The 22,320-nt window shown below is 53.5% G+C and carries 17 protein-coding genes; 8 read left to right on the forward strand and 9 right to left on the reverse strand.

Annotated elements, in window-relative coordinates; genetic code table 11:
- Positions 1–5: 5 nt before the first annotated feature.
- A complete protein-coding gene (lexA, locus tag LG301_RS06840) occupies positions 6–686 on the reverse strand; it encodes a transcriptional repressor LexA (protein ID WP_404474563.1) in 681 nt (226 codons plus the stop codon).
- A gap of 271 nt (positions 687–957) precedes the next feature.
- Here lexA and LG301_RS06845 point away from each other — a divergent pair, with 271 nt between their 5' ends.
- Genes LG301_RS06845 through LG301_RS06860 form a run of 4 tightly spaced genes read left to right on the forward strand, consistent with a single transcriptional unit; the run spans position 958 to position 3,863 of the window.
- A complete protein-coding gene (locus tag LG301_RS06845) occupies positions 958–1,635 on the forward strand; it encodes a TetR/AcrR family transcriptional regulator (RefSeq protein ID WP_404474565.1) in 678 nt (225 codons plus the stop codon).
- On the forward strand, positions 1,613–2,176 hold the full coding sequence (locus LG301_RS06850; protein ID WP_404474567.1) for a L,D-transpeptidase family protein: 564 nt from the start codon (positions 1,613–1,615) through the stop codon (positions 2,174–2,176). The genes LG301_RS06845 and LG301_RS06850 overlap by 23 nt, the downstream gene beginning before the upstream one ends.
- Before the next feature lie 40 nt (positions 2,177–2,216).
- Positions 2,217–3,227: a beta-N-acetylhexosaminidase gene (nagZ, locus tag LG301_RS06855; protein WP_404474569.1), complete on the forward strand. Its 1,011-nt coding sequence runs from the start codon at positions 2,217–2,219 to the stop codon at positions 3,225–3,227.
- 57 nt (positions 3,228–3,284) lie between these two features.
- Positions 3,285–3,863 carry a hypoxanthine-guanine phosphoribosyltransferase gene (locus tag LG301_RS06860; protein ID WP_263069130.1) on the forward strand — a complete coding sequence of 193 codons (579 nt, stop codon included), beginning with the start codon at positions 3,285–3,287 and terminating at the stop codon, positions 3,861–3,863.
- A 13-nt stretch (positions 3,864–3,876) separates the two neighbouring features.
- Here the strand turns inward: LG301_RS06860 and LG301_RS06865 are convergent, their stop codons facing one another.
- Entirely contained in the window at positions 3,877–4,710 is an 834-nt protein-coding gene (locus LG301_RS06865) for a pyruvate, water dikinase regulatory protein (RefSeq protein WP_404474570.1), read from the reverse strand.
- 289 nt (positions 4,711–4,999) lie between these two features.
- On the opposite strand from LG301_RS06865, the gene ppsA reads away from it, so the two are divergent.
- Entirely contained in the window at positions 5,000–7,384 is a 2,385-nt protein-coding gene (gene ppsA, locus LG301_RS06870) for a phosphoenolpyruvate synthase (RefSeq protein WP_404474571.1), read from the forward strand.
- Positions 7,385–7,608: 224 nt separating this feature from the next.
- Positions 7,609–9,399 (forward strand): gamma-glutamyltransferase, encoded by a 1,791-nt coding sequence (gene ggt / locus LG301_RS06875; protein ID WP_404474573.1) that lies wholly within the window; start codon positions 7,609–7,611, stop codon positions 9,397–9,399.
- 75 nt (positions 9,400–9,474) lie between these two features.
- Here ggt and LG301_RS06880 read toward each other — a convergent pair whose 3' ends face one another.
- The 3 genes from LG301_RS06880 to acnB form a co-directional block, all read right to left on the reverse strand.
- Positions 9,475–11,361, reverse strand: a complete 1,887-nt coding sequence (locus LG301_RS06880) for a glycerophosphodiester phosphodiesterase family protein (RefSeq protein ID WP_404475197.1) — start codon at positions 11,359–11,361, stop codon at positions 9,475–9,477.
- A gap of 63 nt (positions 11,362–11,424) precedes the next feature.
- The gene (rraA, locus tag LG301_RS06885; RefSeq protein WP_404474574.1) at positions 11,425–11,919 is read right to left on the reverse strand and encodes a ribonuclease E activity regulator RraA; all 495 of its coding nucleotides are present in this window, start codon (positions 11,917–11,919) and stop codon (positions 11,425–11,427) included.
- Between the two features lie 192 nt (positions 11,920–12,111).
- A complete protein-coding gene (gene acnB / locus LG301_RS06890; RefSeq protein ID WP_404474575.1) occupies positions 12,112–14,715 on the reverse strand; it encodes a bifunctional aconitate hydratase 2/2-methylisocitrate dehydratase in 2,604 nt (867 codons plus the stop codon).
- Between the two features lie 520 nt (positions 14,716–15,235).
- On the opposite strand from acnB, the gene LG301_RS06895 reads away from it, so the two are divergent.
- The gene (locus tag LG301_RS06895; RefSeq protein ID WP_404474576.1) at positions 15,236–15,892 is read left to right on the forward strand and encodes a tRNA-(ms[2]io[6]A)-hydroxylase; all 657 of its coding nucleotides are present in this window, start codon (positions 15,236–15,238) and stop codon (positions 15,890–15,892) included.
- 31 nt (positions 15,893–15,923) lie between these two features.
- Positions 15,924–19,820, forward strand: coding sequence for an AAA family ATPase (locus LG301_RS06900; RefSeq protein WP_404474578.1), 3,897 nt, complete (start codon positions 15,924–15,926; stop codon positions 19,818–19,820).
- Between the two features lie 28 nt (positions 19,821–19,848).
- Here LG301_RS06900 and LG301_RS06905 read toward each other — a convergent pair whose 3' ends face one another.
- The 4 genes from LG301_RS06905 to queC are packed head-to-tail and all read right to left on the reverse strand — an operon-like array spanning position 19,849 to position 22,314.
- Positions 19,849–20,130, reverse strand: coding sequence for a YkgJ family cysteine cluster protein (locus LG301_RS06905; protein WP_404474579.1), 282 nt, complete (start codon positions 20,128–20,130; stop codon positions 19,849–19,851).
- Positions 20,127–20,960: a 6-carboxytetrahydropterin synthase gene (locus LG301_RS06910; protein ID WP_404474581.1), complete on the reverse strand. Its 834-nt coding sequence runs from the start codon at positions 20,958–20,960 to the stop codon at positions 20,127–20,129. The genes LG301_RS06905 and LG301_RS06910 overlap by 4 nt, the downstream gene beginning before the upstream one ends.
- On the reverse strand, positions 20,960–21,604 hold the full coding sequence (queE, locus tag LG301_RS06915) for a 7-carboxy-7-deazaguanine synthase (RefSeq protein ID WP_404474583.1): 645 nt from the start codon (positions 21,602–21,604) through the stop codon (positions 20,960–20,962). The genes LG301_RS06910 and queE overlap by 1 nt, the downstream gene beginning before the upstream one ends.
- Positions 21,604–22,314, reverse strand: a complete 711-nt coding sequence (gene queC, locus LG301_RS06920; RefSeq protein WP_404474585.1) for a 7-cyano-7-deazaguanine synthase QueC — start codon at positions 22,312–22,314, stop codon at positions 21,604–21,606. The genes queE and queC overlap by 1 nt, the downstream gene beginning before the upstream one ends.
- Positions 22,315–22,320: the final 6 nt, after the last annotated feature.

A 22,320-nucleotide genomic window follows, 5' to 3' on the forward strand; every position in this document is an offset into this window, starting at 1 on the left:
GGGGGCTAACCTAATGCCTGCCCGTTGCCGCCCCGTATGACTCCAACGCCGACCCCTTCAATGTCTAAATGCTGCGTGCGTAAATCAATCTCAATCGGGGCAAAGTCGGCATTTTCAGCCACTAGGGTCACTTGATGGCCTTGGCGCTTAAAGCGTTTAACGGTGACTTCATCTTCCAGCCTTGCAACGACTATTTGCCCATCGCGAACGCGATCAGTGCGATGTACCGCTAGTAAATCACCTTCCAGAATGCCTACGTCTTTCATCGATAATCCACGTACGCGCAGCAGGTAGTCCGCTTTTGGCGTGAAATACTCTGCGGGCAGCGGGCAGTAACGGTCAATGTGCTCGGCTGCCAAAATAGGGCTACCTGCAGCGACCTCTCCAATGACCGGTAGCCCGATGAGTTGGGTATCTACACTGGTCGCTGAAGGCGTTGGTGAGGCAGTTTCCGCCACCTCTGAAGCGTCCTGGTTAGGCAAGCGGATACCCCGTGATGTATTGCGGATAATCCGGATGGCACCTTTGCGTTCTAACGCGCGCAGGTGCTCTTCCGCTGCGTTGGGAGAGCGGAACCCCAGCGCCTTAGCAATTTCTGCCCGCGTAGGCGGGTAGCCAAATTCACCCATCGTTTTAACGATGAAATCAAATACGTGCTGCTGACGTGCTGTGAGTGGACGCGACATAACAAACTCCAAAAAATGAAAAGACAGTAGCGACATGTCGGCTAATCAGTATGTGTTTAAGTATACAGTATGTTCCTCTGTCCAGTACATGGTTGAGCTTTATCTAGATGTAGGGTTTGCTGATGTAAGTGAGAAACAGCCCTAGCGTTTGAATTTTTGAGGAAAATAGTGGCTGCTGGTGAATGATTGACTGAACATAAAGGATTGAGACAAGTGAATTAATGACATAGTATTTTGCGATGTTTTAAACACCTGTTTTTTGGAGGGCGCGATGGCGCAGTCTGATACGGTAACGCGTATTTTAGATACCGCAGAGGTGCTATTTGCAGAGCGCGGTTTTGCCGAAACCTCGCTGCGCAATATCACAAGCAAGGCGCGGGTTAACCTAGCGGCGGTCAACTACCACTTTGGCTCTAAGAAAGCGCTTATCCAAGCCGTTTTTGCGCGGTACCTGGAGCCTTTTTCACAACGGTTTCATACCGCGCTAGATGATCTGGAGACACGCTACCAAGGCGCGCCTATACCGTTGGAGGTACTGCTTGAAACCATGGCATCAACGGTGCTGGCAGTGCCTGCAGAGAGGAATAGCTTAAAGGTATTCATGCGTTTGCTAGGCTTAGCATACAGCCAGGCGCAAGGGCATCTACGGCGCTATATTCAGCAGGAGTATGGCGATGTCTTTACTCGCTTCACTGAGCTGGTACGCCAAGCCACCCCTGATTTACCTGATGCCGAGCGCTTTTGGCGGCTACACTTCATGTTAGGTACAGTCATTTTCACCCTGTCGGGTCTTGATGCACTGCGCGATATCGCTGCTAAAGACTATAACGAGCAGGTCACCGTTAGAGACCTAGTAAGACGTTTACGCCCAGTGGTGGTGGCTGCGATGCATGCACCGCTACCCCCTGCGCCAGAAGAAGGATCGTATGAGAACGCCCACGTTAGCTGAGCTACCGCCTTTAGACGATAACTGGCTAGAGATTGACACGCAGAGACAGCAACTGCGCTGTTGGAAGGGGCGAGTACTGAGCCATGAATGCGCTGTTTCAACGGGGGAAGCTGGTGTCGGCCAGCAGGAGGGTAGTGGCCAAACGCCCCAGGGCTGGCACTATGTACGGGCAGCGATTGGCGATGGCCTGCCAGAAAATGCGGTGTTTCGCGGCCGTCGATGGACTCGTGAGGTGTACACCGCTGAGCTAGCGGAAACCCACCCCACCCGTGACTGGATATTGACGCGGATTTTATGGCTATGCGGTTTAGAAGTGGGCAAAAACCGTGGCGGTGAGGTGGATTCCCAGCGGCGCTATATTTATTTACACGGTACGCCGCCGGATCAGCCGATGGGAGTGCCTGCCTCTCATGGCTGTATTCGATTACGCAATGACGATTTGTTAGCGGTTTTTCATTTTGCACGACCCGGTACGTCGGTTTGGCTGCATGGAGGCGATGCTTGCGTTTATGCCTCTGATAATTTTGACACGCCTCATTGATCGTCTAAAATTGCCACCCCTCCTTGTTGGATCCATCACAATGACTCAATCCCTAGGCCCGGTCATGCTCGACCTTGAAGGGCCGCAATTGACCAAAGCTGAAAAACAGCTGTTGCGGGAGCCTGCGGTGGGCGGGGTCATCCTGTTTGCGCGTAACGTAGAGAATGCCTATCAGACGCGTCAGCTATGCAGCGATATCCGGCGGGTGCGCACGGATCTGCTGCTAGCCATCGACCAAGAAGGTGGACGTGTTCAGCGGCTAAAACAAGGTGTTACAAGGATGCCCGCCATGGCGCGTATTGGCGACCTATTCTGCAGTGACCAAGAAGCGGGTATAGCATTAGCCAAAGACGCAGGCTGGCTGCTGGGGATGGAGATGGCCGCCTGCGGGCTAGACATGAGTTTCGCTCCGGTATTAGACGTAGAGAGCGGGATTTCAAGCGTTATTGGCGACCGTAGCTTCAGCAGTGATCCCTCCCATGTCGCGGCATTAGGCCATAAGTTTATTGAAGGTTTGCATGATGCTGGAATGGCGGCCGTGGGTAAACACTTTCCCGGCCATGGCGGTGTTGCTGCGGACTCCCACGTGGCACTCCCTGTGGATGACCGCTCTCTGGAACTAATTAAGCAGCGCGATCTGGTGCCTTTTGCAAAGCTTGCAAGCCAGCTTGATGGGGTGATGCCTGCCCACGTCATCTATAGCGCGTTTGATACTCGGCCTGCGGGGTTCTCGCCAAACTGGCTTGGCATGCTGAGGGAGTCGCTGGGCTTTAAAGGGTGCATATTTTCAGACGACTTAAGCATGGCGGGAGCCCATGCGGCAGGAGACCCGAAGGCGCGGGCAAGCGCCGCTTTAACGGCAGGTTGCGACATGCTGTTGGTATGTAATGATCGAGCCGCCGCGCTTGAGGTGGTTGATGCTTGTCGGGGCTTGCAAAGCAAGCGCCCCGCCAAGTTGCGCTATGGGCGCGCTAGACCCGACCTCGATGCGCTATCGGCATTAGGCCGGTGGCGGCGTACGCATGCCCAATTAGAAGCACTCGCTAATTAATCATCGCTGTTTAAAGTAGATAACCCGTTACTGTTTACGTTGTTTTGGAGTAATTTAATGTCCAAATTGGATAAAGAAACGCTTGAGTCGCTAGATTCGATGCGTGAGCTGATGGATAACGCTGACTGCCTGATTTCTCAGGAAAAAGTAGAGCGCGCTTTAGATCGCATGGCTGAGGCGATTACCAAAGATTTGGGCGATAAATTGCCGGTTTTTTACTGTGTCATGAATGGCGGGTTAATCACCACCGGGCATCTTTTAACCCGGCTAGGTTTTCCGTTAGAAGTGGATTACTTGCATGCCACGCGTTATCGCAACGAACTGCGTGGGGGAGAATTATTCTGGCGGGTATCGCCGGAAATTCCCATGGCGGGTCGGCATGTGGTAATTGTCGATGACATTCTCGATGAAGGCGCGACATTGGCAGCCATTCTTGCATACTGCGAAGAAGCCCAGGCGGCCAGTGTAACAACGGCAGTGCTTGTCGATAAGCAGCACGATAGAAAGGCCGTGCCGGGCTTGAAAGCCGACTACTGCAGTCTTGAAGTGGCGGATCGTTATGTCTTTGGCTTTGGCATGGATTACAAAGGTTACTGGCGTAACGCCCCCGGGATTTTCGCTCCCAAGGGCATGTGAGCGTGATCGAAGGCTAGCGGGGCGAAAAGCGCCTCGCTAGGCCTGTTTCTGCAATCATCCGTGTGGAAATTTCTTCAACGGAAAAGCGCGTTGTATCAATAAACGGAATGCTCAGTGAGCGGTAAAGCGACTCCGCCTGTTCCACTTCCTGTAAACACTGGTCCATCGAGCTGTAGCGGCTGTTGGGCCGGCGTTCGTTTCGAATAGCCGCAAGCCTGCGCGCATCAATGGTTAACCCAAACAGCTTGTGGCGATGGGGTGCTAGCACTTTAGGTAGCTTTAAGCTGCCATCCTCGTCAAGATCATCTTCGGTTAGTGGGTAGTTAGCGGCGCGAATGCCAAACTGAAGCGCTAGATAAAGTGACGTTGGCGTTTTACCGCAACGTGATACGCCGACCAAGATAATATCTGCTTTATCGTACTGATGGGTGCGGGCGCCATCATCATTATCTAGCGCAAAGTGCACCGAGTGGATACGGTCCATATAGACGGCATCGCTACCGATAGAGTGGGTTCTACCCACACTGTATGAGGAGTGGGTTTCTAGCTCCTGCTCTAAAGGCTTCAGAAAGGTTGAAAAAATATCAACTTTGAAGCCGCTGGCTTTGCGAATGACATCGCGAATCTGCTGATCGACAATCGTATCGATAATGATGGGACGCTGGCCGTTGCGTATGGCGGTGGACTCAATGATCTCTGCCAGGGCCTGGGCTTTTTCAACGGTATCAATATAGGGCTTGGTAAACATTTCAATGTCGATATCGCTGAACTGCGCAAGCAAGCTACGCCCAAGGCTTTCAGCGGTGATACCGGTACCGTCAGAAATAAAAAAAGCTGTCCGCTTCATGTTGAAATCCACCAAAGAATGAAAGTCGTTATTGAAGGTCACCATTGTGAGCTGGGCAGCGAAGCAGCACAACGGCTGGTGGGCAATTGCTGCTATTGACGATGTAAGCAGGCGCGCTCAGCACATGTTCTTAACTACAGAAAGCGCGTTTAAAGCGCCTTTGTTGTAAAAATCCTCCACCTCCTTCGCTGTTAGACCAATGGCGAATACCCCGCCGCAGTGCTAGGGTGGCACGGTCATTCAGTGTCGGCCGCTTGGTCGCCAAGAAGTCTAAAAGCGAGGGGGTAGCGTGGAAGAGTACATTCTGTGGTTCGATCAGCTTGGCATGGCAGACGTCGAACGCGTGGGTGGTAAAAACGCCTCGCTTGGCGAAATGATCTCCAATTTGTCGGGTGTCGGCGTGACGGTGCCGGGTGGTTTTGCCACAACCGCGCATGCCTATCGCGAGTTTCTATCCCATGAAGGGCTGAATGACCGCATTAACGCCACCTTGGCGCGCTTAGACGTCGATGACGTTAAAGCACTAGCCAAGGCGGGTAGCATGATCCGCCAGTGGATTATCGATACGCCTTTGCCCCCTGCGTTTGAAAAAGCACTGCGCAGTGCTTATGAAGAGCTACAAAACCAGCACCCGAATTTAAAAGTTGCGGTGCGCAGTTCGGCCACGGCCGAAGATTTACCGGATGCGTCCTTTGCGGGTCAGCAGGAAACCTTCCTGAACATTGAAGGCTTCAACAACATCAAACATGCGGTACATGAAGTTTTTGCGTCGCTGTTTAACGACCGTGCTATTTCTTACCGGGTACACCGGGGCTATGCCCACGAGAACGTTGCGTTGTCGGCGGGTGTGCAAAAAATGGTGCGCTCCGAAACGGGTGCATCGGGCGTTCTATTTACCCTAGACACTGAGTCTGGTTACCGTGACGCGGTCTTTGTTACCGCTTCCTGGGGGCTGGGTGAAACGGTGGTCCAGGGGGCGGTCAATCCTGACGAATTCTATGTACATAAACCGACTCTAGCCGCAGGGCGCCCCGCCGTGTTGCGTCGCACGCTTGGCTCAAAGCTCATTAAAATGGTTTATGGTCAGGATGCAAGTGCAGGCAAATCGGTCGAAACAGTAGATGTACCTTTAAAAGACCGCGGCCGCTTCTGCATTAGTGATTCGCAAGTGATGGATCTTGCGCGTCAGGCGATGACCATTGAGCAACACTACCAGCGCCCTATGGATATCGAATGGGCGCTTGATGGCGATGATGGCAAGCTCTATATCGTTCAGGCACGCCCTGAAACCGTGGTCTCTCAGCAGGAGGGGGGCAAGCTTGAGCGGTTCCACCTGCGCGAGAAAGGACGCACGCTGATTACCGGCCGAGCCATTGGGCAGCGCATTGGCCGCGGTGCCGTGAAAATTGTGCTTACTCCCGATGAGATGGACAAAATCCAAGAGGGGGATGTCCTTGTTACCGACATGACGGATCCGGATTGGGAGCCGATCATGAAGCGCGCCTCGGCCATTGTGACCAATCGCGGTGGGCGTACCTGTCACGCGGCGATTATTGCGCGAGAACTGGGCATTCCGGCTGTAGTTGGCTGTGGTGATGCAACGACACAGCTTAGAGAAGGCATCGATGTGACCGTGTCGTGTGCCGAGGGTGATACTGGCCACGTGTATGAAGGGCTGCTGGCATTTGACTGTAAGGTGTCGAGTGTCGACGCCATGCCAGAAATTCCCTTTAAGATTATGATGAACGTCGGTAATCCAGATCGCGCTTTTGGCTTTGCTAGCCTGCCCCATGCGGGTGTGGGCCTAGCCCGACTTGAGTTTATTATCAACCGTATGATCGGCGTGCACCCTAAAGCGCTGCTTGAGTACGACACGTTGCCTGCTGATCTTCAGCAAGTCATTGACTTGCGCACGGCTGGCTACGCAGACCCTGTCAGCTTCTACGTTGATAAGCTGGTGGAGGGTATTTCGACGCTAGCAGCGGCGTTCCATCCTCAGCGGGTAATTGTGCGGCTGTCGGATTTTAAATCGAATGAGTACGAAAATCTTATCGGCGGCAAGCTGTATGAGCCTGGCGAAGAGAACCCCATGCTCGGTTTCCGGGGGGCGTCTCGTTACATTTCAGAGGCTTTCCGCCCCTGCTTTGAGCTGGAGTGTCGGGCGCTAAAGCGTGTGCGTGAAGAGATGGGCTTCGACAACGTCGAAATCATGGTGCCCTTTGTACGTACACCTGATGAGGCGCGTGAAGTGGTTGAGCTGCTCGCCGCTAATGGGCTGAAGCGGGGCGGGCCCGAGAATCCCGATGGCCTCAAAGTCATCATGATGTGCGAGCTGCCTGCTAACGCGCTGTTGGCTGATGAGTTTCTCGAGTACTTTGACGGGTTCTCCATAGGCTCAAACGACCTTACGCAGCTAACTCTGGGTCTGGATCGTGACTCAGGCATTGTGGCGCACCTATTTGATGAACGGAATCCTGCCGTTAAAAAGCTGCTTGCTATGGCCATTCAAGCGTGTAAAGCGCAAGGAAAATACGTAGGCATTTGTGGGCAAGGGCCTTCGGACCACCCTGATTTAGCCAAATGGTTGATGGAACAGGGTATTGATTCCGTTTCTTTAAATCCTGATGCGGTACTGGAGACGTGGTTTATGCTGGCGGGAGAAACGATTGCTTAGACGCCACTAAACCTGCTAAGTGCTGCTGCGCCCGGCCATTGTGCCGGGCGCAGGCGTTTAATAGGCTACTATTCATTAGTGGTTTGGACAGCAAGCCGTTTCAGTGTTCTGGCTTAAAATACTACGCGGCACGCATAGTACTTGCGGTATCAAAGTAGATAGGGGTATGCAAAACACAAGGTGCTGATCGGGGGCTGCCAGACGTTTTAACAGGGAGTAAAGTTATGTCGTTCATTAAGTCAAATGTGACGCTAACAGGTTTATTGCTATTGCCGCTGTATAGCTATGGGTTTAGCTACGAAGCTCCCTCTGTGACACCTGAGGTGGGTTCAGGATACGAAGAAAAGCCGGGTTGGGCGACATCGTCTTTTGCAGTGGCTGCAGCCAACCCGTTGGCAACCGATGCGGGTTATCAAGTATTAAGAGCAGGTGGCAATGCCGTTGACGCAGCGGTGGCGGTTCAGATGGTGCTTACCTTGGTGGAGCCTCAGTCCAGCGGGATCGGTGGCGGTGCTTTTCTGATGCACTACGATGGCGCACGCGTTCAGGCTTACGATGGCCGAGAAACGGCCCCCGCAGCGGTTACCGGTGAGCTATTTATAGAGGATGGCAAACCGCTTGCTTTTATGGATGCCGTGGCAAGTGGCCTTTCCGTCGGGGTGCCGGGCACGCTTAAAATGCTTGAAAAAGCTCATGCAGAGCATGGTCAGCTTCCGTGGGAGGTGCTTTTTAAGCCGGCCATTACCTTGGCTGAGGAGGGCTTTGCCGTGAGTCAACGTCTGCATACCAGCTTGGCTAACGATGAAGCGCTGCGCCAGGATGCGATCGCAAAGGCCTATTATTACGATGCCAGCGGCGAGCCTATCGCGATAGGAGAGACACTGACGAACCCCGCCTTAGCGGCTATTTTACAGCGCATTGCCAGCGAAGGGAGCGTAGCGCTGTACGAGGGCGATATTGCTGAAAACTTAGTCAGTCGTGTCCAAACGCACCCTGCACGCCCTGGTGCAATGACGCTCGATGATTTAAGCGAGTATCAGGCGTTAGAGCGTGAGCCTTTGTGCACGCCTTGGCAGCAGTGGGAGGTATGCGGTTTTCCTCCGCCTTCCTCTGGGCATATCACCGTCATGCAGATTCTAGGCATGCTGGATCAACAGCCTCTCTTAGAAGCCCCGTTAGATAATGCTGCTGCCAGCAGCGGCTGGTTGCACCAGTTTTTGGAATCGTCTCGCTTAGCGTTCGCAGATCGTGGTCGTTATATCGCTGATCCCACATTTGTCGAGGCACCTGGGGGCGACTGGTCATCAATGTTAGCGCCGGAATATCTTGCCAGTCGTAGTGCCTTAATTGAGTCAGAAAGTATGGGCGACAGCGCTGAGCCGGGTAATCCAGGAGAGCAAACGGTTAGCTTTGCAAGCCAGCCTGAGCAGCCCGAGTATGGCACTAGCCATATGAGTATTGTCGATGCAGAAGGTAATGCCATTGCGATGACAACCTCTATAGAGCAGGCCTTTGGCTCACGGATGCTGGCTGACGGTGGGACGGGGCTTCCCGGCGGTTATATGCTCAATAACGAGCTAACTGATTTCTCATTCGTGCCTGAAATTGATGGAGAACGGGTGGCTAACCGCGTTGAGCCGGGTAAGCGTCCCCGCTCTAGCATGGCCCCGACGCTGGTTTTTGACCAAGAGAGCGGCGAGTTAGTCGCCAGTTTAGGCTCCCCCGGCGGGGCCGCTATTATTCATTATACGGCCCGTACGCTTGTGGCCATGCGTGACTGGGGGCAAAACGCGCAAGCCGCGCTGAATTTACCTCATGCGATTACCTTAGGTGGCGATGTGTTTGTTGAGCAAGGGCGCTTTCCTGCCGAAACGATAGAGGATTTACGCGAGCGCGGGCATACGGTTACTGAGCGAGAGCTAACTAGTGGTCTGCAGGCGATTATGCGCTTAGACGACGGAACGTTATTTGGAGGTGCAGATCCTCGCCGAGAAGGGGTGGTGATGGGAGATTAATGGGAAGTTAGAGAATAAACGGCGGTTTAAGGCCGCCGCTTGTAGAGCGCTAGCTGGGTGGTTCGTTACCCCCAGCTACTCTCGCAGCCAATTACGTAGTTTCACGAGCATAAGCCCACCGTCGCTTAACGTGCGGCGCTCTTCCATTAAGGCACGCAGCCGATTGGGATAGTCGGTAATGATGGCATCAACATCGAGATCAATTAACGTCGACATGCGCGCAGTATCATTAACCGTCCATGCGTGTATTTCGTAACCGTAATGCGCGGCTAGGCTGATTTCCCGTCGATTTATGCGGTTATGCCTGAGTCCTAGTGCATCAAAGCTTCGGCGATCAAGATTGCCGGGCAGTATCAGCTGGGCGAGCAGCGTGACTCGTAGTTCGGGGGTCTGCTGTTGGATATAGCTAACCGTGTCTGGCGACATAGTGGCTATACGCATATCCATCAGGGCGTTGGGTAACCCGCAGTTAGCGACCGCCATTAATGTGCTCTCTTGAGAGGCCCAGCAGTGGTATCGAATATCCGTTTCTGCGTCCAAGGTTTCCAATACAGCGCGAGCCAGCGCCCGCTCTTGGCCGGGTATGGGTTTCATATCAATCATCAAACCTGCCCGGCCGCGTACTAGCGCCAGGGTTTCATCCAAGCCTGCAATTTTTTCATTTTGATAGGCATCGCCAAACCAACTGCCCACGTCGAAATGGCTTAGCTCTTCTCGCGTTAAATCGCCGAATTCGCGGGAATCTCCGGTTAAGCGCGCTAGAGTGCGGTCATGGTAGAGCAGCACATGATTGTCAGCGCTAAGGCGTACATCAAGCTCCACATAGTCAGCGCGGTCTGTTAATGCTTGCTCTACAGCAGCCAGAGTGTTTTCCGGGGCCACCATGGAGCTGCCACGATGGGCAATAACTGTTACTTGATCCCTTATCTCGAAGCTATTGAGAATCCACCAAGCTTGAAGTGCCGCTATTAATATCACGCTGAGTTCGATTGCCCAGGCCCAGCGTCCCGGATGTGCTTGTTCAGAACGAGGAGAGGGGCGCTCTTCGCGATACGCTAGCTGTAAATAGAGGCAGCCAGACAGCAGTGCGTTGGTAGCTATACCTAAAAAAGTAAGGGTAAGTGTTACTAATATATAGCCTGTTAAATACGCAAGCATCGCGGGAATGAGTACCGCGCTACGTTCAGGTAACCACCAAAGAAGAGGCGTAAAGACCAGGTCAAACAGCCAGGTAGCAATGAAAGGTAGGCCAATAATAATGGCCAAGAGGGTCAATACCGCTATGCCGATAGAGCGGTGCCATCCACGGGTTAATACAACGCTTCGTTTGAGCGCCTGGTAGGGGCTATAGCGCTCTAGCGCGACTAGTGGCAGGGCCAGCAGCCAGCGCAAGTAGAGCCATGCGGCAAGGGCTACCCAGCCAACTAACAAAGGAAGCGCACTGACTATAAAGTACCAAAATGCCGGGGGGCGTGCCTTCTGCAAGTAGTAGAGGTCGAACCCACTCAGCCAAAAATCATACAACCAAGCAAGGCCAGCCATAAAAGGAGCTAGTAGCAGTAGATGCGTACCGACTTGTAAGACGACTAAGCCGGCTAGGGCGTGTAAACGTCTTGTGCAGTGCCACAGTGCTTCAAACGCAAGCTGGTAGTGATTGTCTTTAGGCTTTACGGCCACCATTAACATCCCTGCTTGCTGCCAATAGATCAGCAAGAAGGTAAATCCAAGCCCCACCAGCATAGCTATTAAGCCTAAAGGGCTAAACAGCAAGCTAATCAGCGCATCATTAGTAATCACCACACGATTAAGCTGAGCCAGCACGGCCCGAGCCGCCCATGCAATCAAGGGCACCAAGAGCGCGGTGGCGAGTAGTGTAAAGAGTAGATGATACGCAATCAGAGGACGAAGATGATCACGAAGGGTTTTTAATAACGCGTAACCTAATTGATTTAACGGCTGCATGGTCACAAAAATGTCAAAGTGAGACACCAGGGTGGCACTATCTGCCACGCCTGGCAAGGTACGCTATTCAGCTAGGTCGAGCGCCTTCTCCGCAATAATAATGCCGTTATTATCAGCATAGAGCCATTGGCCTGGTCGCAGGGTGGCACCAGCAAAGGTCACGGCAATATCTCGCTGGCCTTCACCGCGTTTTTCACTTTTTCGTGGATGACTACCCATTGCCTGTACTCCCAAGGGCAGCGTTGCCAAGATATCGACATCCCGCACACAGCCAAACATGACAACGCCTGCCCAACCGTTTTTAGCGGCTTGCTCGGCCAGCATGTCACCTAGCATGGCACAACGATGTGAGCCTCCTGCATCAACGACTAGCACCGCGCCCTCGCCAGGTTCGGCTACGGCCTGCTTCACCATGGAGTTATCTTCAAAGCATTTCACCGTGCGAATAGGGCCATAAAAGCTGTCGACGCCGCCAAAGTTGGCAAACATAGGTTCAAGAACAGTTACGTCAGGATAGGCATCGCATAAATCCGGGGTCACGATCGTTGTTGCGGACATTATATGCTCCTTTCTATCAATAGTTAGCTTGTTAATAAATTGCTTGTTAAGGCTTGGCGACAGACTCAGCGATAAAAAACGCCCCGACCTGTAAGCAGGGCGGGGCGTTCGGTCATCGACTCAGAAAAAGGTAGTTGTTACCTGTTCTGCGATGGTGCGAGCATCGGCGATAGATCGGTTGCAACAAGGATCTTAAGCTTCTTGGGCAACCGGAATCACGTTCGAGGCGATTTTTTGATACTCCTCGATTTCGTGGAAGTTCATGTAACGATATATCTCTCCCGCCATAGCGTCAAATTCGCTCATGTAGCGCTGGTACTCTTCAACGCTTGGTAGGCGGCCTTCTACAGCGGCGACCGCTGCCAGTTCCGCCGAGGCGAGGTAGACATTGGCACCATCGCCTAAACGGTTCGGGAAGTTACGTGTAGACGTAGACACCACGGTGCTTTTCGCAGCAACGCGTGCCTGGTTACCCATACACAATGAACATCCCGGCATTTCCATGCGGGCACCTGCACGGCCATAAATGCCGTAGTAACCCTCTTCGGTCAGCTGGTGCTGGTCCATCTTGGTGGGCGGCGCCAGCCATAGACGGGTCTTCAGGCTGCCTGCGGGCTGTTTCTCAAGCAGCTTACCGGCAGCGCGGAAGTGACCGATGTTGGTCATGCACGAGCCGATGAACACTTCATCGATCTTCTGGCCCGCAACGTCAGACAATAAGCGCGCATCGTCTGGGTCGTTCGGGGCGCAAAGCACCGGCTCTTTAATCTCGCTGAGGTCGATTTCAATAACCTCGGCGTATTCTGCATCTTTATCAGCACGCATCAGGCTCGGGTTAGCAAGCCATGCTTCCATACCTTCGATGCGGCGGCTAATGGTACGCTCGTCGCCGTAACCATTCGCAATCATCCACTTCAACAGTGTGATGTTGGATTTCAGGTATTCAGTAACGCTCTCTTCAGACAGCGTAATGGTACAACCCGCAGCGCTACGCTCGGCAGACGCATCAGAAAGCTCAAAAGCTTGCTCAACGGTCAGCTCTTCAAGGCCTTCAATTTCTAGTACGCGGCCAGAGAAAGCGTTTTTCTTACCGGATTTTTCAACGGTGAGAAGACCCTTTTTAATGGCATAAAGCGGGATAGCGTGAACCAGGTCGCGCAGGGTAACGCCTGGCTGGCGTTCGCCTTTAAAGCGCACCAGTACAGACTCCGGCATATCCAGCGGCATAACGCCGGTGGCTGCGGCGAATGCTACCAAGCCTGAACCGGCTGGGAACGAGATGCCCAGCGGGAAACGGGTGTGGGAATCACCCCCGGTGCCTACGGTGTCAGGCAGCAGCATGCGGTTAAGCCAGCTGTGAATGATGCCATCACCGGGGCGCAGTGATACGCCGCCGCGGTTCATAATGAAGTCGGGCAGAGTGTGGTGCGTATCAACGTCAACCGGCTTGGGGTAAGCCGCAGTATGGCAGAAAGACTGCATAACCAGATCGGCTTGGAAGCCCAGGCACGCCAAGTCTTTTAGCTCATCACGCGTCATTGGCCCCGTGGTGTCCTGAGAACCAACCGTGGTCATTTTGGGTTCGCAGTACATGCCTGGACGCACGCCGTCCAAACCGCACGCCTTACCGACCATTTTCTGAGCGAGCGTAAAGCCTTTGCCGGTGTCTTTTGGCTGGTCAGGCAGGCGGAATACGTCGGATGGCTCAAGACCTAATGATTCACGCGCTTTGCCGGTGAGTCCGCGACCGATGATCAGCGGAATACGGCCACCTGCACGTACTTCATCCAGAATTAACTGTGTTTTCAGCTCAAAAGTAGAAACGACTTCGTCAGTGCCGTGCTTACACACTTTGCCTGCGTAGGGGTAAACGTCGATGACATCGCCCATTTCCAGCTTGGAAACGTCCATTTCTACCGGCAGCGCACCGGAATCTTCCATCGTATTAAAGAAGATAGGCGCAATTTTGCCGCCGAAGCAGAAGCCGCCAGCGCGCTTGTTCGGGACGTAAGGAATGTCGTCGCCGAAGAACCAGAGTACGGAGTTAGTGGCTGACTTACGCGAAGAGCCGGTACCAACGACGTCGCCCACGTAGGCAACTGGGAAGCCTTTCGCTTTGACGTCTTCGATCTGCTTCAGCGGACCCGTGGTGCCTTGGACTTCCGGCTCGATGCCTTCGCGCTCATTTTTGAGCATTGCGTTAGCATGCAGCGGAATATCAGGGCGCGACCACGCATCCGGGGCGGGGGAGAGGTCATCGGTATTGGTTTCGCCCGGTACCTTGAACACCGTCAGCGTGATTTTTTCTTCTAAAGCAGGCTTGGAAAGGAACCACTCTGCGTCAGCCCAGGATTGAATCACGTCTTTAGCAACGGCGTTGCCGTTTTTAGCGCGCTCTTCAACATCGTGGAAGGCATCAAACATCAGCAGGGTGTGCTTGAGCTGCTCACCAGCTTCACGAGCCAGCTCTTCATTGTCCAGCAGCTCAACCATAGAGACGATGTTGTAACCGCCTTGCATGGTGCCGAGAAGTTTGACGGCGTGAATTTTGTCGATTAGCGGAGAGGTAGCTTCCCCTTTGGCAATCGCGGTTAAGAAACCTGCTTTAACATAAGCAGCTTCATCAACGCCTGGCGGCACACGGTTGGTGATCAAGTCAAGAATGACTTCTTCTTCACCCGCTGGCGGATTTTTCAGCAGCTCAATTAAGGAAGCGACTTGCTCAGCATTTAGGGGCTTGGGCGGGACGCCCTCAGCAGCGCGTTCCTCGACATGTTGGCGGTAAGCTTCAAGCACGTTGGGGCCCTCTCATCTTCTAGTGGTGGCGAACGCATACTCACACGGTATTGAATATACGCCCGTACACATGACATACGCTTGACAAACAGCGTCTGGTGGATGGCTGAGATTCTACGGCAAACTGTCGACAATGTTAAGGAGACAAGCGGCTGGGCGCGTTGTACTTTATGTTGATGAGCTGATATTTAGTTTCTTGAACGGGCCGATTTAAAATTTTAGGCCAATACACTGTAAGTTTTTTACCTACGGAGAGTGAATCATGCCACGTGCGGGTGTGATTATGGTGCTGTCGCGTTACCATACCTTCTGCTGATGAAGTGAAAAGCGTGCTGAAAAAGTCGCACCATTTGGGCAAATAACGTCGCAAATAAGCGTGCGTGTGGTTCGCTCAATAGCGGCTGATAACCTCTTTTCCTGTTGTTATTTGGCGTTAAAACACACGCGGTTATAAAGGGAACAACGCCATGTGGCGTTAATATGTTGTACAATAGTGTGATAAGAAATTGGTAATGGTGTTATGTCGATACAACTAAGTGCGCTGAAACCGGTGGATCATGGGCTACAAGCAGATGATCTATTGCCGGAAAGTCTTGAATCTTTTCTGGCATGCCCAACGCCGGATGTGTGGCTACAGTGGGCGTTAGCGAATCCCGAAACGCTGCTAATTGACCATGCGCAATGCGAAAAGAAAGCGGCTTCTACGGCAATGAGCTTGCTCTATCGTTATGTCGATCAGCCCGTTTTGCTCAGTAAAATGTCACAACTTGCCCGTGAAGAGCTGCTGCATTTCGAGCAGGTGGTAGGGTTGATGGAAAAACGGGGCGTGGCCTATCAGCACCTCACTGCGTCTCGCTATGCTGAAGGGTTGCGCAAGCATTTACGCAGCAACGACCCTGAACGGCTAATTGACGTACTTATCATTGGTGCATTAATAGAAGCGCGTAGCTGTGAGCGTTTTGCTCGTCTAATTCCATATCTAGATGCAGAGCTAGCGCGCTTTTACCGTACGCTAGTGAAGTCGGAAGGGCGCCATTTTGAAGATTATTTATTGCTTGCACGGCAGCAAACTGATGATTCGTTAGATGATCGAATCGCCTTTTTCGTGGCGCGTGAAGCGGAGCTGATAACTTCGCCAGATACGGCTTTTCGTTTTCATAGTGGCGTGCCAGCTTAAGCCACCGCTAGCCTCAGGCAGGATGTGTATCATGCGCGATGCTCAACCGACAGACCAGCTGACTCTTTTTGGCCACTTTTCGCTAACCCAAGGCGAAGATGTGCTGACACATTTCAGCTACGACAAAGTTAAAGCCCTTTTGGTTTATTTGTTGTTGCACCGCCAGCCGGTTAATCGCGCTGCGCTTGCTGAATTGCTTTGGCCCGACCAAGGTCTCTCATCCGGCAGAACCAATCTGCGCCACGCGCTGCACTGTCTTCGTCAGTCCATGGGCGATAATGCTGAGCACGTGCTGAACGTATCTCGCCAAACGATCGCTTTCCAGCTGCCCAACCATTGGCAGGTGGATCTACACGAATTACAGCAACTGTTGGAAGGGCCGCGGGATTTAGCCACGCTCGAGGCGGTAATGGCGTGTTATCAAGGCGATTTGATTGAAGAGCTGCAGCTTGCTAACTGTAGTGAGTTCCAGCGCTGGCTGGTTCAGGTAAGAAATGAGTGGCGTCAACGCGTGATTCGCTTTGCTGAGCAGGTGTTAGAAGCCCATGCCGATGTGCCTGATCCCATGCTAGAAGGATTGGTCAGTCGCTTTTCAGGCTATGGGCCTTTCCACGAGCGTTTAGTGCGCCAGCTGGCTGAAAAGAATCAAATGGCGGCGGCTCATGAGCAATTCAACAGTTATTTGCAGCTCCTGGCCCTTTCTGGACAGCAGCCCGAACCGAGCTTCTTACAGTTAGCCACTTACTGGTCAGACGGCCATCATGACCCGCGTGCGATGAGCCCTCAGGGGGCGTTTTCTCGCGCGTTAGCAGCGGATAGCAAGCCGCTTAGGGAAGATGAGATTGAGCTGCGTCAGCTCTCTGTCATGGCGATCCGCCTAAGGCTACAAGGGGATTGGCAAGAGCGTGCTGCAACGCGCAACTGCTTAGCGCTGCAACTTGAACTACTACGCTGGTTAGAGCAGCAGTGTCACCATCTAGGGGGATTCTGGTTGCCGGGAGCAACGGGTGGCTTGGGGCTCGCCTGTTTTGGTACTCATGGGCCTGCGCACCAGCTGGCCGAGCTTGTGGCTCTATATGAGCACTGCCGCCAAGCGCTGCCACAGGAGTCGGCACGGCACTGGACCGGAGAGGGCGAACCGCCCAAGTTTGAACTGGCTGCAGGGCTTCATAGTGGTCGCGTTGTGTACCTGCCTGAGCGCCAACTAGCAGATCCACTTGGCCAGGTTACTCAGGTTTCCTTGGAGCTGATGAGCGCAGCAGAAGGTAGTGAGCTAGTCATTTCCCAAGAGTCGAGCCAGCATATGCCGCCTGCGCTTGATCTTCAGCCTAGGCTTGTGTCGCGCTTGGTCGCCAGCGATGGCCGTGTGCGTCTACGCGCCCTGGTGTTAGGCCAAAATGAGGGCGGTCGTGATGCATTGCCGCCAAGTCTAGTGGGCCGCGAGACCTCGCTGCGTACGTTGCGCGATGCCCTCGCTCGGGCCGGTATTGGGTTACGTCAGAGTGTGCTGGTACGTGGCGCTTCAGGAATGGGGAAATCCGCGTTGATGGTGGGGTTTCGTCAGTTAGAGCTTAGCCGCGATGCCGCTATCTGTTGGCAACCCACCACGCGCCTTTCGGTGCTGGAACCTTATGGCGTTGCACGTACCTTAGTGGCGTGGTTCTTAGAAGCAGCGCCCACCTGCGACGCTATCCGTCAGTTACAGGCTCAGCTGGAAATAGAACCCTTGGACGAGCAGCGCCAGCAATTGCTTGAAGAGGCGCTTGGTGTCCGAGATGTCCAGGAGATTACTCAGCTTACCCAAAATGGTGAAGCCGTCGAGCTGGTAGTTCGTCTGCTGCACCGCTTAGTCGATCAGCAGTCTGGGGCTAAAACGCTGGTGCTGATGATTGATGACCTGCAGTGGCTAGATGAACCCTCCTTTAAAGTATTGGCAGGGCTTCAGGCGCGGTTGCCTATCAACACGGCCTTTATGCTGGTGGCGAGTCACCACGGCCGTGAGCCCCTCCCTGTGAAGCTACATTGGGACCAGCAAATTTCGCTCAGTAAACTGGATGCACTGCAGTCATCTCGCTTGCTGTCTCAACTTTCAAGACGCTATAGAATTCACTTAAGCCCGCGGTTGCGCAATCAAATTATTGAGCGTTGCGATGGCGTGCCGCTGTATATGCAAGAAATTTGCCGCCGTTTGGATATGGATCGCCGGGAAGGTCGCAGCGTGCAGTTCGACGAGTTGCCCAAGGGATTATTAGGCCTTTTGGCTAGCCGTATCGATCAACTTGAAAGCGACCGCGAAATAGCCCATGTGGCAGCAGTGCTAGGTAAGCGGTTTAGGTTGGACTTTTTGCTTGAGTGTAGCGGTTGGGACAAGGCGCGTCTTACCCAGGCCGTTGAGCATATGCGACGGCTGGAAATTATTGAGTCCGTTGAAAAAGAGAGCGGTGAACACGAGTTCCAGTTTAGTCATCAGCTTCTTCAGGAGGCCGCCTACCTTTCATGCCCTAGAGATGTTCGGGTTAAGTTACACCAGCAAGTGGTAACGCTGATTGAAGAGCGCTTCCCGGTGTGGATTAGTAGGCATCCTGGCGACTTCGCTACGCATTTGCGCCGCAGCGGTCACTATGCCCGTGGCGCTCGTTACTTTGAGCTCGCCGCTCGCGAGGCGTTAAAAGTGAGCGCCAATCGAACGGCGCTGCGTATGGCAGATTTTGGGTTAGCGAGTCTGCGCCATGTAGAACACCCAGTAGAGCGGGAAGTGAGTCTGCTGACGGTGCGTGGACAGGCTGCTTTCGCGCTTGAGGGGCATGGCTCGCCAACTGCGCATGAGAGTTTTGTGCGTGCCCGAGAGCTGTTGCGTCACCCGTGTGGTGAAGCCTCTGATGAGCCAGAAGATCTCGAACAAATTTTCCTCGTCAAATGGGGTTTATGGGTGGGGCGTAGCCAGCGCTATGCCCATGCGGATGCTTTTTCTTTGGCATCTACTCTGTCTGATATTGCTGAGCGCTTGGAAGACCCCCGCTATCAACGGTTGGCCGACTATGCCAGGGCGCAGTGCGAGTATTGGGCGGGTCGAATTCAGCAGGCCCACGACCATCTCGATGAGATCGATCCACTTAACGCCCAGATGATGATTGAGTGGCTACCGTTCTCAGATCACCCGCAGGTAACGGCTGCGTGTTTCCAGGGGTGGGCGCTCTGTTTGCGGGGAGATTATCAGCGTGCTGAACGGCATGTCTCATCCGCTATTCGGCTAGCTGAGAAAATCGGGCATCCTGGCACGTTAGCGATGGCGTTAATGTTTGCTGCTGCGCTTTATCGCCAGCTGGGTCATGTGCACCTTGCTGCACGTCATGCTGAGCGTGCGGCGGCAATGACGGAAACGCCGGACTTACAGCTTTGGCAGATCTCTGCCCAGGGTGTGCTGGGGTGGCAACGTGCCTTGGCAGGCGATCAAGGTGGATTGGCGCAAATACGTCAGAGCTTAGATCAAATGGCTGAGCTCAATGGCCGCGATCGTTATCAGCGCCCGGTGTTGTGGTACTCAGATGCCTGTATTGAGCTTGGAGAGCTGACTGAGGCTGAGGATTATCTCGATCAGTGTTTAGTTATTGCGCGTGAGCGAACCACGCTGTTTTTGCCTGAGCTTGCTACCCAGCTGGCTAAAGTGCGCGATTTACTCGGGCATCCAGCCAATGAGGTAAAAGCGCTCGCGGAAATGGCGGTTCATCAATCTCGCGAGCACGGTAATCGTCACCAGGAGTTAGCGGCGCTGGAGTTTTGGTTAACGCGTATTGCGCCTAGCGACCAGCAGGCTAGAGAGGCATTTAGGTGCTTGTTAGGCGAAATTAGCCACAGCGATGCGCCCGTTTTAGTGCGTTGGATGAGCCTGCTAGACCGTCGTTCCCATGCGACAAGTGTGGAGAGCTGATGTTGGCTTACTTAAAGAAGCGCGCTATCTAGGCGGTTGTTTTTTCAAGCCACGTGAGTGTGGCGATCGCCTGTTCGCGGTGCTCGCCACACACCTGGCTATCAAACTCGAACTGCCTGCACACCGCCGGGCGAGTGGGATGGCCAAACAACTTACATAGGTTGTCCTCGCTTAATTGAGCACATCTCACCCCAGCGGGTTTGCCGTGAGGCATCCCCGGTATAGGGGATGTGATGGAGGGGGCGATGCAGCATGCCCCGCAGCCGATACGGCACGCTGCCGGCTGCTTCGCAATGACCTTACTGCTCATGTTAATACGTCAGCCATCGCGCCTTTGTTAATCCCTTCAAATGCCTGTACTGAAGATGACTTTCCGCTCTGTACGGATATTTGGTCGGCTAACCATGAGGCAATATTTTCGACGGTCGTCGGCTTAGGCAATATGCAGCAGCGAGCCTTAGGGAGAGTGAGTGAAAATTCTCCTTGGGCAGCTATATAGCGGCAGGTGAGCGTGGTGTCATCCTGGCGCGTGATATCGGCCTCTTCAAGCAAATAACGGTTGTCTAACCAGTCGGCCCAGTGCTGTTCTAGTGTTGTTTGGCGTTCACCCTCTTGCCAGATATAGAGCCGTGAGCGATGTCCATGGGCAATGCGTTGGCAGTTACCTAAGTGGCGTTTTAGCCCATGGCTATAGCCGTAAGCTGCGCCTTCAATTGCTTCATCGCTTAAGCTTAGCTTTACATAGTGCACGTTATCTGGCCGCTGCGACGTGAGAGTGCTACTTAGCAAATCCGCGACATTTTCAATGGTAATCGTCTCCCAGGGGAGTAGCGTAAATGCTTCGGCGGGGCCGCGTACTTCCAGTTTGTAGGGAGTCGTCGTTCGAACGCAAACGCCTTCAGGGCACTCACTGACCTCAACGCCTTGCGCTTTAAGGGGGATTAGCAGTGTATGGTCTAGGCCACTGTCGAGGGTGCGTTTGATCCAAGGCTTCACTTCACCAAAGTCAAACAGCATACCGTCTTCACCCAGCTCTCCGTCCAGTAGGGCATCCACTTGCCAGCTGCACCCCTTCAAGCCTTTTTCCGGGCACCAAAGAGAGACATCAATATGGGTCAGGTGGTTAACAAATAGCGACATTACTCAAATCCTGCGATTTTGTGCGTTTGCAGCGAAAGACGCCACTGTGGATTAGCCATGCAGTAAGCGGTTGTTGATTGAACCGTCTGTGTATTGAGCTGCTCACTGCCGCGATCCATAGGCTGTAAAAAGAAATGGCCAAAGTCTAATGAGGTAAAGTTTTCTGGTGGCGCGTCGGGCTGGGGGTAAACCAGCTTTAGCTCGTCCCCCTGGGTGACGGCAAGGGGATTAGCGCCCTTGGGGCTAACGCATAACCAATCGATACCTGGCGGAGGAAGGACGGTGCCGTTGGTTTCCACTGCCACGTCGAACCCACGGCTGTGCAATGCTGCTATCAGCTCGGCATTAAGCTGTAAAAGTGGCTCTCCCCCCGTGAAGACAACATAGGGCGTTGCCCGGCTGGTACTTTGGGGCCAAAGTGCATGGATATGCTCGGCCAGAGCGTTTGCCGTGGCAAACTTACCGCCATTAATACCGTTAGTGCCGACAAAGTCAGTATCGCAAAATGTGCACTGGGCGTTAGCACGGTCAATCTCTCGGCCTGACCAGAGGTTACAGCCGCTGAAGCGGCAAAATACACTGGCACGGCCTGCTTGGGCGCCTTCGCCCTGGAGCGTATAAAACGCCTCTTTCACCTGGTACATCAGCGTACCTCTTGCGAATCGTCGTTTGTATATGCAAGTGGGTCGATGGCTTGGTTAGCGGCAAAAGCGGCCAAGCGTTCGCGACAGCTTCCACATTTCCCGCAGGCGAGTTCGCGCCCTTCATAGCAGGTCCAGGTGTCGCGATAGTCCAGCCCCATAGCGAGCCCGTCACGTAAAATCTCCGCCTTGGTAGATTGAAGGTAAGGGGCGTGGATCGTGACGGGTTCAAAATTAGCGATACCAGACACGTGGTTCATTGCCTGAACAAATTCAGGACGACAGTCGGGATAGAGGACGTGGTCTCCTCCATGGGCGCCATAATCGACCCGTTGGGCACCAATATTGACCGCTTTAGCAATAGCAAGCGAGAGGAGGATCATGTTGCGGTTTGGAACGACCGTGGCGCGCAGGTTGTCTGCCGCATAGTCGCCTTCTGGCATGGCGAAGGTGTCGTTGGTTAGTGCTGAGTTATCGATCAGACCGTGAATGGCACGTATATCGACGACTTGATGAGGCACTTTTAGCTGTTGGCATACGTTCTGTGCTGTTATCAATTCTCGTGCGTGGCGCTGCCCATAATCAAACGAGAGAGCATGAACGGTGAGGCCTTCTTTTAAGGCGCGGTGCAGTACAGTGTAGGAGTCCATACCGCCTGAGTAGATCACGACGGTGGTTGACGCGCTAGCGCCATGTGTAGCGGTAGGTGACATACAAGA

This window comes from Vreelandella venusta (assembly GCF_044809155.1).
Taxonomy (GTDB): domain Bacteria; phylum Pseudomonadota; class Gammaproteobacteria; order Pseudomonadales; family Halomonadaceae; genus Vreelandella; species Vreelandella venusta_B.